This window comes from Pistricoccus aurantiacus (assembly GCF_007954585.1).
GTDB classification, from domain to species: domain Bacteria; phylum Pseudomonadota; class Gammaproteobacteria; order Pseudomonadales; family Halomonadaceae; genus Pistricoccus; species Pistricoccus aurantiacus.
The window spans coordinates 44,281-58,157 of the sequence record NZ_CP042382.1; the positions used below are offsets into that span (position 1 = coordinate 44,281).

Annotated in this window: 11 protein-coding genes; 8 read left to right on the forward strand and 3 right to left on the reverse strand. The window is 58.0% G+C overall.

Annotated elements, in window-relative coordinates; genetic code table 11:
- Positions 1-98: 98 nt before the first annotated feature.
- Genes FGL86_RS00190 through FGL86_RS00200 form a run of 3 tightly spaced genes read left to right on the forward strand, consistent with a single transcriptional unit; the run spans position 99 to position 3,182 of the window.
- Positions 99-590, forward strand: a complete 492-nt coding sequence (locus tag FGL86_RS00190; RefSeq protein WP_246131689.1) for a c-type cytochrome — start codon at positions 99-101, stop codon at positions 588-590.
- Entirely contained in the window at positions 587-2,380 is a 1,794-nt protein-coding gene (locus tag FGL86_RS00195; protein ID WP_147182712.1) for a copper resistance system multicopper oxidase, read from the forward strand. Before FGL86_RS00190 ends, FGL86_RS00195 begins: the two co-directional genes overlap by 4 nt.
- Positions 2,373-3,182, forward strand: coding sequence for a copper resistance protein B (locus FGL86_RS00200; RefSeq protein WP_147182713.1), 810 nt, complete (start codon positions 2,373-2,375; stop codon positions 3,180-3,182). The genes FGL86_RS00195 and FGL86_RS00200 overlap by 8 nt, the downstream gene beginning before the upstream one ends.
- A gap of 177 nt (positions 3,183-3,359) precedes the next feature.
- Here the strand turns inward: FGL86_RS00200 and FGL86_RS00205 are convergent, their stop codons facing one another.
- Positions 3,360-4,679, reverse strand: coding sequence for an IS1380 family transposase (locus tag FGL86_RS00205; RefSeq protein ID WP_147182695.1), 1,320 nt, complete (start codon positions 4,677-4,679; stop codon positions 3,360-3,362).
- A 607-nt stretch (positions 4,680-5,286) separates the two neighbouring features.
- Between FGL86_RS00205 and FGL86_RS00210 the strand changes: the two genes are divergently transcribed.
- The 5 genes from FGL86_RS00210 to FGL86_RS00230 all read left to right on the forward strand — a co-directional run bounded on the left by FGL86_RS00210 (position 5,287) and on the right by FGL86_RS00230 (position 12,551).
- A complete protein-coding gene (locus FGL86_RS00210; RefSeq protein ID WP_147182714.1) occupies positions 5,287-5,679 on the forward strand; it encodes a hypothetical protein in 393 nt (130 codons plus the stop codon).
- 210 nt (positions 5,680-5,889) lie between these two features.
- A complete protein-coding gene (locus FGL86_RS00215; RefSeq protein WP_147182715.1) occupies positions 5,890-7,191 on the forward strand; it encodes a TolC family protein in 1,302 nt (433 codons plus the stop codon).
- 31 nt (positions 7,192-7,222) lie between these two features.
- Positions 7,223-8,596 (forward strand): efflux RND transporter periplasmic adaptor subunit, encoded by a 1,374-nt coding sequence (locus FGL86_RS00220; protein ID WP_147182716.1) that lies wholly within the window; start codon positions 7,223-7,225, stop codon positions 8,594-8,596.
- Positions 8,597-8,607: 11 nt separating this feature from the next.
- The gene (locus FGL86_RS00225; protein WP_147182717.1) at positions 8,608-11,727 is read left to right on the forward strand and encodes an efflux RND transporter permease subunit; all 3,120 of its coding nucleotides are present in this window, start codon (positions 8,608-8,610) and stop codon (positions 11,725-11,727) included.
- 77 nt (positions 11,728-11,804) lie between these two features.
- A complete protein-coding gene (locus FGL86_RS00230) occupies positions 11,805-12,551 on the forward strand; it encodes a TVP38/TMEM64 family protein (protein WP_147182718.1) in 747 nt (248 codons plus the stop codon).
- 60 nt (positions 12,552-12,611) lie between these two features.
- Here the strand turns inward: FGL86_RS00230 and FGL86_RS00235 are convergent, their stop codons facing one another.
- Positions 12,612-13,064, reverse strand: a complete 453-nt coding sequence (locus FGL86_RS00235; RefSeq protein WP_147182719.1) for a hypothetical protein — start codon at positions 13,062-13,064, stop codon at positions 12,612-12,614.
- 163 nt (positions 13,065-13,227) lie between these two features.
- Positions 13,228-13,647: a c-type cytochrome gene (locus FGL86_RS00240; RefSeq protein WP_147182720.1), complete on the reverse strand. Its 420-nt coding sequence runs from the start codon at positions 13,645-13,647 to the stop codon at positions 13,228-13,230.
- Between the last annotated feature and the right edge of the window lie 230 nt (positions 13,648-13,877).

The following is a 13,877-nucleotide window of genomic DNA, read 5'->3' on the forward strand; positions in this document are numbered from 1 at the left end:
GCCATTTCTACATTAAAACAGTCATAAAAACAGCATGATAGCTCTACCAAGCCTTCATCGGAGGAAGCCTAATGCGAGTGCTATACGGAATGTTATTGATGCTCCTGTTACTGGTCGTCGCCGGTATCCTTTTCATCTACAGCGGCTTTTACAACGTCGCCGCCAGCGTTCCTCACGCGGCACTGACGAGGTGGGCGACCCATACCACCATGCATTATTCCGTCGAGGCGCGCAGCGATGCTATCCGCGTACCCAACCTCGACGATTCTCAAATGATTGCTCGGGGCGCGCGTACCTACGAGGAGATGTGTGTCGCTTGTCACCTCAAGCCGGGAACCGATAGCACCGCGCTGCATAAAGGGCTTAACCCCCCGCCTCCCAACCTGACTGAAGAAGATGATTGGGCACCCGCGGAACAATTCTGGATTATCGACCACGGTATCAAGATGTCCGGCATGCCGGCCTGGGGCGAAAGCCATGCAGACAAGGAAATCTGGGAGGTGGTGGCGTTCTTGCAGCGCCTGCCCGAACTTTCCGAGCAGCAATATATCGAGCTAGCCAACCCCGAGAAGGAAGGAGGTGCGATATGACCGACACTCCTCATCATCAAGAGCGCCGACGCTTGCTGCAAGCCATGGCGGCAACCGGCCTACTGGCAGGACTCGAAACGTTCCTGCCTGGCTATGCCCGCGCCGGTGCGGGGGCCGAGCGCCACCTCGCCGGGGATGCCCGCGTACCCGGGGGAAGGCCACGCTCGGTTACCCAGGATTTCTATATACGCCGCGAAGGCATCGGTATCGCCGGCGGCCACGCGCCCTCGGCGATCACCATCAACCACTCCATCCCTGGGCCGCTGCTCGAGCTCTGGGAGGGGCACGAGGCCCGGCTGCGCGTACACAACCTGATGAACGAATCCACCTCCATCCACTGGCACGGTATTCTGTTGCCTTTTCAGATGGATGGTGTGCCCGGTGTGGCCTTCCCGGGTATCCAACCCGGTGACAGTTTCGAGGCCCGTTTCCCGGTGCGCCAGTACGGCACCTACTGGTACCACAGCCACACGGGGCTTCAGGAGCAGATCGGACAGACCGGGCCGATCGTCATTCATCCCGCCGAGCCGGACTCCATTCAGGCGGATCGCGATTACGTGGTCGTGCTCAACGACTGGACCTTCGAGGATCCCGCCCGAGTAATGGCCCAGCTCAAGAAGATGAGCGGCTACTACAATTTCAACAAGCGCACCGTGGAAGACTTCGTGGAAGACGTGGCCCGCTCGGGCTGGGCGAAGACCCTGAAGGATCGGCAAGCCTGGGGCAAGATGCGTATGAACCCTCGAGGTATCGCCGATGTCACCGGTCACACCTACAGCTACCTGATGAATGGCCTGCATCCGGAGGCCAACTGGAACGCCCTGTTCCGGCCCGGCGAGCGGATACGCCTGCGAGTGATCAATGCTTCATCGATGACGTATTTCAATTTCCGCATTCCGGGATTGCCGCTGACCGTGGTGGCGGCGGATGGCCCAAGCATCGAGCCGGTGGAAACCGACGAGTTCCAGATCGGCGTCGCCGAAACCTACGATATCGTCGTCGAGCCAAGAGAAGACAAGGCCTACACCTTGATGGCGGAATCCATGGACCGCAGCGGCTATGCCCGCGGTACCCTGGCGCCGCGCCTGGGCATGAGCGCGCCGGTGCCGGCGCTGCGCGCCCAGCCCCAGCGCACCCTGGTGGACATGGGCATGAAGCGCAACATGCTGATCATGGGGCCGGGGAAAAAGCCCAATACCCGCCTGGAGGGCGATAGCGTTGCCATCAAGGAAGCGGCGGGGCCGGTGGTGGCCCAGCATGGCCCGGACCACCATGGCGCAGGCAACGCCACCATCGCCAAGGTTCAGCGCCGACGCCTCGGCGAGCGGGGGGCGGGGCTCGAGGACGTCGCGCATCGGGTGCTGACTTACAGTCAGCTGCGCAGCATCGAGCCGATGAGCGACAAGCGTGCACCGACGCATACCGTGGAGCTTCATCTCACCGGCAACATGAACAGCTACATGTGGTCCTTCGATGGCGTGGAGTACTCGGACTCCAAGGTGATCGATTTCCCCTACGGCGAGCGGGTGCGTTTGATCATGGTCAACGACACCATGATGGAGCATCCCATGCACCTGCACGGGATGTTTATGGAACTCGAGAACGGCCAGGGCGAGCATTTGCCCAAGAAACACACCATCAGCGTCCGGGCGGGGGAGCGAGTCTCGCTATTGATCAGCGCCGTCGAGCCAGGGCGCTGGGCGTTTCATTGCCACCTGCTTTATCACCTCGAACGCGGCATGTTCCGCGTGGTACGTGTCAGCAACTTGCCGGGAGCCGACAATGCTTAAGCAATCATGGGTGCCTTCTTTGCTGTTTGTCACCGGTCTGGGACTGGCCGGCACCGTACAGGCCGATTCCCACGGCAAGGCGAGCCTGGACAGCGTCGTGCCGGAGGGGCCGATCGAGCCCTCGAGCGGTGCGCCAAAAGGCTGGAAAGAAAAGCCGACCATGGACGACAAGATTCTTGCGTTTTCGCGTCTCGATCGCTTCGAGTACGGCGACAGCGAGGATGGCCAGACCTACCTATGGGACGCCCAGGGCTGGATCGGCGGCGACTACCACAAGTTCTGGTGGGAAACCGAGGGCGAGGGACCCGTGGGCGATGGTTCCATCGAAGCCAGCCAGTTCGAGGCGAGCTATGCCTACAAGATATGGCCTTATTGGCATGTGCAAGGCGGGGTGCGCTATGACACCAATCCCAACCCCGACCGCGGGTTCCTGATGCTGGGACTCGAAGGGCTGGCGCCTTACTGGTTCGAAACCGACCTGGAAGCCTACCTCAGCGAGGATGGCGACGTCAGCGCCAGCGCCGAGTTCGAGTACGACCTGCTGCTCACCCAGCGGCTGGTACTGCAGCCGCGAATCGGTATCAAGGCCTCGGCCCAGGACGAGCCCGAGTACGACCTGGGCAGCGGGATCACCAGTACCGAGATGGGCCTGCGGCTGCGCTACGAGATACGCCGGGAGTTCGCGCCCTATATCGGTGTGCGCTGGGATCGGAAGTACGGCGAGACCAAGGACATCGCCGAGGAAATGGGTGAACCAACTTTCTCGACGGCCTTCGTGATAGGGTTGCGCGCTTGGTATTGAACCACGCCTAACCCGGATATTGCACCGGGCCGGCCAGACGCTCCCAGATTCCAGGCTCGGTGGGGATGATGGCGATCGGGGTTGAGATTGGCTATTTCTTGATCAATTTCCTGGCTTCAGGGCGCACTTCCCCCAACCCCCATGTCTTTTCTGTGCCGGGGACAGCACGCTGCGACGCTATCCCGGCACCAACTTGCTGGCCAGCGTCAGGAAAAGGTCTTGCTCGGGATACTGGCTGCTCAGCATCAACCGGATAGTGCGCGTGTTGCGGGTAATGACGGCGCCGATCTTCAGCAGCTTCAGGCGGATGGTGTTGACCTGGGCTTGGGCGAAGGCGGTGCGTTTGAGGTAAACCCGACGCATCCGTTCCAGCAGCAGGTAGGCCAGCCCCGAGAGCAGCAGCCGGTACTGGTTGGGCCACCACTCGTGACAACTGGTGCGGTCGGAGAACAGGAACTGCTGCTCCTTGATGCGGTTCTCCATCTCGCCCCGGGCGCAGTAGCGATTATCGTAGAGCCATTCGGCGCTGCAACCCCGCAGGTTGGTGACCACATAGCGGGTGTTGAAGCCGCGCCGTGTGGTCTCGGACTTGACGATCACCTGTCGTCGGCGTTTGTTCCAACTGCCGGCGGCGTACTTGATGAAGCCGAAGACACGCTGCTTCTCCCAGGTCTTCTCGAAGCGGATGGCCGACGCGTAGTCGATGTCTAGAGCCAGCTTGGCCAGGCGCTGGTTGCCGGCGATGCCGATGATGTAATCGACGCCGTGGCGGTCGCACCAATTGAGGATCAGCGGGCGGCAGAAGCCGCTGTCGCCACGGAAGACGATCTTCACATCGGGCCATGCCTGGCGCAGCCGCCGGACCAGCAGAGCGAGGATGGCACCGGCGTGGTGAGCGGCATCCAGCGAGGCCGGGCGCAGGTAGCTGACCAGCAGCTGATCACCACAGAACACGAACAGCGGCAGGAAGATGTAATGGTCGTAGTAGCCGTTGAAGTGCCGCCCGAGCTGCTGGCCGTGCACCCGGTCATCGGTGGCATCGAAGTCGAGGTAGAGCGGCTTCTTGGGCGGCTGCCGGAACGAACGGATGAACTGCTCGATCATCTCCTCGTGGATGGCGACCGCCCAATCCCGGCCGGCCTGCTGTTCGAAGCGACACAGGGTCGACTGGCTGGCCAGCACGCCATCAGTATTGACGGCGGTCTGTAGGGCGATGTCATGACGCAGGGCATGGTGGTCGTTGAGATCTTCATAGCCCATCGCCAGGCCGAACACGCGTTGCCGGACCAGAGTTTCGGTGCGATGCAGGCAGCGCTGCGGGTCACGATCATCGCTGATCCGGCGGGCGACGGCGCGAGTCAGGCCCACCTCACGATCCATCTGCCGCAGCAGCAGGATGCCGCCGTCGGAGGTGACGTCACCGCCATCGAAGCTGGCGAGGATCTGACGGCCTTTGCAGCGTGGAAAGGCGGCGGTCGGCGTGGTACATTTTGTCATGGCGGCTGAGTCGGTTGGTTCTTGTATAGGAGCTTGAATTATAACCGATTTTCAGCCGCTTTTTGCATGTCTGGTGCAATATCCGGGCTAACGCTCCCTTCTTTCATGAACCACCCAGACAGATTCCTCTAATGGCGAGTCGGTCTGGGTGTCACTTGTGCTTAATCGCTTTCCCCTCGCCTGCCTTCGCTTTCAGAATATTCCCCTTCGCAGTGACAAAGAGCCAAACGGCTTGCGGTTCAAGGATCGTCACCCAAAATACCCTTGGAAGGGTCCAAGATCCTACGAAGCCTCAAAAATAATCCAGCTCAAACACCAAAGCCTGAATGCTGGAAAGCAATCAAAGCGTAATTGGATCATGGCACTCATTATAAGAATGGGTCGGGGGATTGCCGCTACAATGCGCTTCGTAACGAGTACTGATCCCTCTGCTTTTAAACTTCCATTATTATCTTGGCCTGCCTCAATGTTATGGCTGCCAAAATCCGCTAGGTCATGACGATCCGCTTACCTTAAGTAATTTTTTCATCCCATTCTTCCTTCTTTCAGCGTAGCTTCAGGAAGAGCCTGCATAGTACCCCTGTACTGAAAAAACAGGAGGTTCACCATGATGTCACTCAAGCAACTCGCTGCCATTAGTGTTTCAATTATCGGCTTATCTTCCGCTTCACTAGCGCTGGCTGATATGCCCTATGAAAACAAGGCGGGTCAGTCTGCGCAGATGACCCATGACATGCAACGTCAAAACGAATCAGCCGCTTCAGCAAACGGTACATGGAATAAAAAAAGTCAAACAGGGAATACCAGCCATCGGGGTAACAAGTTTGTCGAATCGTTTCGGCAAAGCAATACCCTGGGACAAAGCGATGCGATATCAAAAACTCGGCCATACGCTTCGCTTAACAAGAACTATGAGCCAAGCCCCAAGCCTTCTTTAAAAGCAGACACTTCCACTTATCACGATAACAAGGACAGGATAGGTCGTCGTCTCGACTGGTGATAAGGCAACGAAGGTCGAGCCTAAAAAAAGCAAAAATTGCCCTGGTATGACTCAATATGCCCGGTAGAGTAAGGAGGACAGTGAGACGACTCTCCTCCTTAATAGATTGATTTGATACATCTCTATTAGTCACCATCCTGGCCTAGCCGTCATACCGGACATTAAAACCGATAATTCATTTCACAGGATCAAGGCCAGGGAACAACATCTATGAAGCAATGCTTGAACACGTCGGTACTGACGTTACTGATGGGTATCGCCGTCGCGATACCCGCTTGGGGTGAGGAAGACGGTCTCGAGCTGTCACAGGCGATTGCAATCGCCCAGGCTCGCGATCCCTGGCTGAGCGGCAGTCAATACACCCAGGACGCACTGGAAGCCGAGGCAACCTCGGCTGGCACACTACCCGACCCCGTCGTGTCTCTCTCTGCAGCCAACCTGCCTGTCGATACCTTCGATACCGGTCAAGAAGGCATGACGCAATTCAGTGTCGGTATCACCCAGATGTTCCCACGCGGTGACACCTTGGCACTGTTGGAACGGCAGAAGCGCCAGCTCGGACGTCAGCACCCCTTCATGAGGCAGGATCGCAAAGCGAAGGTAGCGGCGACGGTAAGCCAGCTATGGCTCGAGGCTTACCAGTCACAACAGACCATCATGCTCATCGAGAAAGATAGGGATCTTTTCGAGCAGCTCGTCGATGTGACCCAGATCAACTACGCCTCGGCGCTGGGAGCGGCACGTCAACAGGATGTGATTCGCGCCCAACTGGAGTTGATCCGACTGGATGATCGCCTGACATCACTGAATCAGCAGATGGAAGCGTCCAAGCAGCTCTTGTCGGAATGGATAGGCCAGGAAGCCGTCTCACAACCGCTTGTTAGCGAGTTGCCCGAGCTTACCTTGGCCATGCCAAAGCTCGCCCAAGCATCGACACAGCTTTCCAGACAAGAAGCGGGGCAGGTGTTGGTGCGTCACCCTGCCGTTAAAGCCCTGGATATGGAGATCGAAGCGGTAAAAACCGGTATCGACCTGGCCTATCAGAAATACCGGCCGGAATGGAGTGTGATGGCAAAATATGGTTATCGAGATGCGGATCCTCAAGGAAACGAGAGAGCGGATCTTTTCACCGCTGGGGTGGCTTTCGACCTCCCTGTTTTTACGCAAAAGAAACAAGACAAGGAAGTGGTAGCGGCGACTGCAAGAGCGGAATCCATCAAGACGGATAAAGCCCTCCTGCTGAGAAATATGCTGGCCAAGCTCGAGCAGAGCAAGGTCAAATTGATTCGCTTGAATGAACGCATGGCCCTCTATAACAAGCGGCTTATCCCCCAACTCAATGAGCAAGCGGAAGCGTCCCTTGAGGCCTATAACAATGACGACGGCGACTTTGCCGAGGCGGTAAGAGCCTATATCGACGAGCTTGATACCAAGATCGAATTTCTCAATATTGCGGTCGCACGCCAGCAGTTGATCGCCGCAATTAATTATTACCTCGCAGGCATTGAATAACCATTTAGTGTTTTTTGATCAAGAGGTCGCTATGAAAAGAATCGTGCTGTATGTGCTGTTGTTGATGGTGGGGGCCGCGCTTGGCGTCGCGGGATATGGCGCTTATGCGACGCTGATGAAAGAGCCCTTGGCCGAGGAGCAGGAGAGTCAGGAGCCCCTTTATTGGGTGGCACCCATGGATCCCAATTACAAGCGAGACAAGCCGGGAAAATCTCCCATGGGGATGGATTTGATTCCCGTCTATGAAGAAGAAACTACAGCGCAAGACGACGGTGCCGGGGTCGTGCGTATTTCACCGGCTGTCGAAAACAACCTGGGTGTACGCACGGCCCAGGTAAAGAAAGGCGTTTTCGATTCGGAGATAAGAACGATCGGCTATGTGAAGTACGACGAAGACCAATTGGTGCATATCCACCCGCGGGTCGAAGGTTGGATAGAAAAACTGTATGTCAAGTCGGAAGGTGATCCGGTTAAAAAAGGTGAGCCGCTTTACGATATCTATTCCCCTACCCTGGTGAACGCGCAAGAAGAGCTAGTGTTGGCCATCAATCGCGGCAATCCGCGACTGATACAGGCCGCGGAAGAACGACTGGAAGCGTTACAGGTGCCTGCTTCTACGATTCGATCAGTCAAGGCCTCGAAGCGGGTCAATCAGTCCGTGACCCTTTTCGCCCCGCAGGATGGGGTCATCGATAACCTGAATGTCCGTGAGGGGTTCTTCGTCCAACCTGGCACCACCATGTTGTCGATCGGTGCATTGGAGGAAGTCTGGGTAGTGGGCGAAGTATTCGAGCGACAGGCGGCGCTCGTCGAAGAGGGTGATGAAGTCACGCTCACCTCGGAGTATCTGCCCGGGGAGACCTGGAACGGCACGGTGGATTACATCTATCCGACGTTGAATAGCAAGACTCGCACGGCCCAGGTCAGGACGCGGCTCGACAATAGCGACAGGCTGCTCAAGCCCAACATGTTCATGCAACTGGCGATTCATAGCCGCGGCGATAACACCGCCCAGCAGATCCCTCGAGAGGCGCTTATCCGTACCGGTGGGCAGAACCGGGTCGTTCTGGCCCTGGGGGGTGGCAAGTTCAAGTCGGTCGAGGTGAAAGTCGGTCGCGTCGGTGAGGATATCGTCGAGATTCTCGACGGGCTGTCGGTCGGTGAGCGCATCGTCACCTCCGCGCAGTTCCTGCTGGATTCCGAATCCAGCAAGACCTCGGATTTCCTGCGTATGAACCATGACGAAAGCGTCACCGCTCAGGCCCAGGAGGAAATGGATCAGGACGACCACGCGGGAATGGGTCACGTGATGGAAGGCGATACCACCCAAGCCCAGGAAGAAATGGATCAGGACGAGCACACGGGAATGGATCACTCCAACTCCATGGAAAGCGATAGCGAATAAGGAAAGGCACCATGATTGAATCTATTATTCGCTGGTCCATCAGCAATCGCTTTTTCGTGTTGCTGGCCACCTTCATCGTGATCGGTGGCGGACTATTTTCCCTGAAGAATACCCCTGTCGATGCGCTTCCCGATCTGTCCGATGTCCAGGTGATCGTCAAGACGAGTTACCCCGGCCAGGCACCTCAGGTGGTGGAAGATCAGGTCACCTACCCGCTGACCACTGCGATGCTGTCGGTACCGGGGGCGGTGACGGTACGCGGCTACTCGTTCTTCGGTGACTCTTACGTCTATGTGATCTTCGACGAAGAGACCGACCCCTACTGGGCCCGCAGCCGTGTCCTGGAATACCTGAGTCAGGTGGCGCCGACGCTGCCTTCCAACGCCCGACCGCAACTCGGCCCGGATGCCACCGGCGTGGGCTGGGTCTATCTCTACGCCCTGGTGGACAGGACCGGTGAACACGACATCAGCCAGCTGCGCAGCCTGCAGGACTGGTTCCTCAAGTACGAGCTGCAAACCGTGCCGGGGGTATCCGAGGTTGCGGCCATCGGCGGCATGGTCAAGCAATACCAGGTGCAGGTCGACCCGGAAAAGCTACGGGCCTTCGACATTCCGCTGTCGAAAATCCAGGTGGCGATCGAGCGGGGCAATCAGGAAGTCGGCGCCTCGGTGGTGGAAATGGCCGAGGCCGAATACATGATTCGCGCTACCGGCTATATCCAGAGCGTCGAGGATCTTGCCGGCATTCCCCTGGGATTGGACGCCAACGGCACGCCGCTGCTGTTGAAGGATGTGGCTGACATCAGCTTGGGGCCCCAGATGCGTCGCGGTCTGGCGGAGCTCAATGGCGAAGGCGAAACCGTCGGCGGCATTGTGGTCATGCGTTTCGGTGAGAACGCGCAAACGACTATCAAGGGGGTCAAGGCCAAGCTCGAGGAGCTCAAGCAAGGCCTGCCCGAGGGGGTCGAGATCGTTCCTGTCTACGACCGCTCCGGCCTGATCGATAGCGCGGTAGAGAATCTCGGGTACAAGTTGTTGGAAGAGTTTATCGTCGTCGCCCTGGTGTGCGTGGTCTTTCTTTTCCATGTCCGCTCTTCTCTGGTGGCCATCGTCAGTCTGCCCGTGGGCATCCTGGCTGCCTTTATCGTCATGCACCTGCAAGGCATCAACGCCAATATCATGTCCCTCGGCGGTATCGCCATCGCCATCGGCGCCATGATCGATGGCGCCATCGTGATGATCGAAAACATGCACAAGCACATGGAGCGAACGCCGCTGACCCGGGAGAACCGCTGGAGAATCGTGGCGGAGTCCGCCAGCGAAGTGGGTCCGGCGCTGTTCTTCAGCTTGCTGATCATCACCGTCAGCTTCGTGCCGGTGTTCACCCTGGAGGCCCAGGAAGGTCGTATGTTCTCGCCGCTGGCCTTCACCAAGACCTATGCCATGGCGGCCTCGGCCGCCCTGGCCGTGACCCTGGTGCCGGTGCTGATGGGCTACTTCATCCGCGGCAAGGTGTTGCCGGAACACAAGAACCCAATCAACCGGCTGCTGATTGCCCTGTACATGCCGGTATTGCGCGGGGTCTTGCGTTTCCCCAAGTCGACCCTGGCCGGCGCGGTGGTCGTCGCCGTGATCGGGCTCTGGCCGGCGACCCAGATCGGCAGTGAGTTTATTCCTGATTTGGATGAAGGCGACTTGATGTACATGCCCACCACCTATCCGGGCATCTCCATCGGCAAGGCGCGCGAACTGCTGCAGCAGATGGACAAGCTGATCTATACCGTCCCGGAGGTAAAAACGGTATTCGGCAAGATCGGGCGTGCCGAAACCGCCACGGATCCGGCGCCGCTCACCATGATCGAAACGTTCATCCAGCTCAAGCCTCGGGAGGAGTGGCGGGAAGGCATGACCACCGAGAAGCTCAAGCAGGAACTGGATAGCCTGGTGAAGTTCCCGGGGGTGACGAACGCTTGGGTGATGCCGATCAAGACGCGCATCGACATGCTGGCCACCGGTATCAAGACCCCGGTGGGCATCAAGGTCGCCGGCCCCGACTTGAAGACCATCCAGGGCATCGGCCAGCAGCTCGAGACGATCCTCGCCGATGTGCCGGGTACCGCGTCGGTGTATTCGGAGCGGGTCGCCGGCGGTCGTTACATCAAGGCGGATATCGACCGTGAAAAGGCCGCTCGCTACGGGCTCAATATCGCCGACGTGCAGCAGGTCGTCTCGACGGCGATCGGTGGCATGAATGTCACGCAAACGGTGGAAGGACTGGAGCGCTATCCGGTTAATCTGCGCTATCCCCAGGATTACCGCAGCTCTCCCGAGCAGCTCTCCCTGCTGCCGATCGTCACCCCGGACGGCCAGCGTATTTCGCTGGGCGATGTGGCGGCGGTCGTGGTGGAGGACGGGCCGCCAGGCATCAAGAGCGAGAACGCCCGCCTCAATGGCTGGACCTTCGTCGATATCGCGGACGTGGATATCGGCAGTTATGTGCAGCAGGCTCAAGAAGTGGTGCGTGACGAGCTCGACCTGCCTGCCGGTTACTCCGTCACCTGGTCCGGCCAGTACGAGTACATGCAGCGCGCCAAGGCCAAGCTGACCTATGTCGTGCCCCTGACCTTGGCCATCATCATCATATTGCTGTACATGAACTTCCGGAGCTTCACTGAAGTGGCCATCATCATGGGTACCTTGCCACTGGCGATGGTGGGCAGCATCCTGCTGATGTACCTGCTGGGCTACAATTTCTCCGTGGCCGTTGGGGTCGGCTTCATCGCCCTGGCCGGGGTCGCCGTCGAGATCGGCGTCATCATGCTGGTCTACCTGAATCAGGCCTACCGCGAGATGCTGGAACGGTGTCGTCATCATGAGGTGGAACCGCGAGCGGAGACATTGCGCCATGCGGTGCTGCATGGCGCCGGGTTGCGCGTTCGCCCAGTGATGATGACCGCCGCCGCCGTCATTATGGGCCTGCTACCCATCATGTATGGCTCGGGTACGGGCTCCGAGGTGATGAGGCGGATCGCCGCCCCGATGGTCGGGGGAATGATAAGCGCGGTGCTGCTGACACTGTTGGTATTGCCGGCGGCGTATTTCCTGTGGAAAAAAGCGCCTCTCAAGTAACCGCTAGCGAGATAATTGGTGGCGGTCAGGGTCTCGCGACCTTGACCGCGCCTGACGGCAGAAAAGGGGAAGTACTGATGACTCGGCAGCTGGAAGAGGAAGATCGACGAGCCCTCCCCTCTTCCCGCTTCCGTTGGCAGCGAATCGTCCTGGGTGCCACCCTACTTGCCGTTTTTCTCGCCACGACGCTCGTGTTGTGGCGTACCGGCGTACTGGACGTCTTGCTCGACGGCGAGACCCTCGAACAGGCAGTGGGACGCCTTGGCCCCTTCGGACCGACACTGGTCATGGGCCTGATGGCGCTAGCCATCGTCATGAGCCCGATCCCCAGCGCCCCGATCGCGCTGGCCGCCGGTGCGGCTTATGGTCATGTCTGGGGCACCCTTTACGTGGCCATCGGCGCCGAGGCTGGCGCGCTAATCGCCTTCGCCATCGCGCGCCTTATCGGTTATGACGCCTTGAAAGCCTGGTTGGGTAAACGGCCCTCACCGGGATGGCTTGACCGCTTTATCACCTCGCAAAATGCCTTGATGACCATCGTGTTCGTCTCGCGACTGATGCCTTTCCTATCCTTCGACCTCATCAGCTATGCTGCTGGGCTGACGCCGCTCAAACTCTGGCGCTTCGCGCTTGCTACCTTGATGGGCATCTTGCCGGCGAGCTTTCTGCTGGCCCACTTCGGAGACGAGTTTGCCTCCGGCGATTTGCAACGTGTTGGGCTGACGGTGCTTGCCCTCGGTGGCATCACCCTGCTTCCCGTGGCCTGGAAGGTGGCGCCCTCACGCTATCGAAGGGCCTTGAAGCAGTGGCTGCATCTGGGGTAGCAGACAGAGAAATGCCCCGGTAATAATCATCACCGGGGCGCTACGTGGGTGAGTTGACGGCTATTCGCTATCGTTCTGCATGTCTTGCAGGGCCTGCATGTGCTCCATCATCTGCTGCTGCATGCCCTGCATCATGTTCATGCGCTGCTGCATCATTTCCTGACGTTGCTCGGGGTCCATGTTCTGCATGTTCTGGCCCATGCCGCCACTCATCATGCCACCCATGGACTGGTGCATCTGCTGCATTTGCTGCATGTGCTGTTGCATCAATTGCTGACGCTGCTGCGGATCCTGCGTGTTGTGGAGTTGCTGCATCGTGCCTTGCATCGCCTGCATACGCTGCTGCATGTCGCCCTGATCCATCATCCCCATGCCTTGACTCATGCCTCGACTCATGCCTTGTTTCATCCCTGGGCCAGCGTCTTGCTGGTTGGATGAAGCCTCCTGCTGGGCATGGGCCAAGGGCAAGGTCAACAAGGCCGCCATGACACCGGTGAAGACGTACTTTTTCATAACACTCTCCTTTGCTTTGAATGGCTTTATAACCAAGCACTCTCAGGTTAGATGTTATATCTGAAAATAAACTGAAAGTGCTGAACAGAATATTGATTTTTGTCAGGTTGAGCCGAGAGCATCACCCGCTGCACTCCTTTTCGCGATTCGATTGTCGGATAGATTAGAGCCCACCCCTATCGAGCCATGCATCGTAGATTCGCTTGTTCCATTTGCTCTGGAAGTAGGCGATGGTGGCTTTCTTTTCTTCCTTGGAGAGCTTGTCCTCGAACGCTGGCATTTGTCCCCCTATGGGGGCGCCGCCCTGATTGATGGTACGCATCAACATGTCGCGGGAGTGGTGCCAGGCGTGAGCGGAGCCATTGAGGGGCGGGGGCGGATAGGAACCATCGGCTGATGGCTTTCTCCAATTGAAGGTTCCTTGCGCGCTCCTGCCATGACATTCAGCACAATTTTCCACGAATACTGTTTTTCCTCGGTCGACTTGAGACTGGGTATACCATCGCCCATCCACTTTTTCTTCTCCGCAACCACTAAGCACTAATCCTGAAAAAAGCAGCAATGATGCCTTTGACATTCGCATCGTTTTCCACTCCTTTGCTCTTCCTATCAAGAAAATAATTTGACCCAAATTAGACGAAAACTACATACGTGGCATCGAAGAATCAAGCATATAAAACTATACGCATGACTCTTGATACAGGGTGAATGGCAGATTTTTTGCAACTTAGCAATGCGACAAGGGGTAACACTCATCGCTGTTCAGCGTTAATTCAGCCTGGCCGCATAGGCTAGTACTACTGTGTCACAAAT

Excerpts from the sequence above, each read along its gene's own strand:
- FGL86_RS00190 (WP_246131689.1), top strand. The coding sequence starts at position 99 with ATGCTCCTGTTACTGGTCGTCGCCGGTATCCTTTTCATCTACAGCGGC.
- FGL86_RS00195 (WP_147182712.1), top strand. The coding sequence starts at position 587 with ATGACCGACACTCCTCATCATCAAGAGCGCCGACGCTTGCTGCAAGCC.
- FGL86_RS00200 (WP_147182713.1), top strand. The coding sequence starts at position 2,373 with ATGCTTAAGCAATCATGGGTGCCTTCTTTGCTGTTTGTCACCGGTCTG.
- FGL86_RS00205 (WP_147182695.1), bottom strand. The coding sequence starts at position 4,679 with ATGACAAAATGTACCACGCCGACCGCCGCCTTTCCACGCTGCAAAGGC.
- FGL86_RS00210 (WP_147182714.1), top strand. The coding sequence starts at position 5,287 with ATGATGTCACTCAAGCAACTCGCTGCCATTAGTGTTTCAATTATCGGC.
- FGL86_RS00215 (WP_147182715.1), top strand. The coding sequence starts at position 5,890 with ATGAAGCAATGCTTGAACACGTCGGTACTGACGTTACTGATGGGTATC.
- FGL86_RS00220 (WP_147182716.1), top strand. The coding sequence starts at position 7,223 with ATGAAAAGAATCGTGCTGTATGTGCTGTTGTTGATGGTGGGGGCCGCG.
- FGL86_RS00225 (WP_147182717.1), top strand. The coding sequence starts at position 8,608 with ATGATTGAATCTATTATTCGCTGGTCCATCAGCAATCGCTTTTTCGTG.
- FGL86_RS00230 (WP_147182718.1), top strand. The coding sequence starts at position 11,805 with ATGACTCGGCAGCTGGAAGAGGAAGATCGACGAGCCCTCCCCTCTTCC.
- FGL86_RS00235 (WP_147182719.1), bottom strand. The coding sequence starts at position 13,064 with ATGAAAAAGTACGTCTTCACCGGTGTCATGGCGGCCTTGTTGACCTTG.
- FGL86_RS00240 (WP_147182720.1), bottom strand. The coding sequence starts at position 13,647 with ATGCGAATGTCAAAGGCATCATTGCTGCTTTTTTCAGGATTAGTGCTT.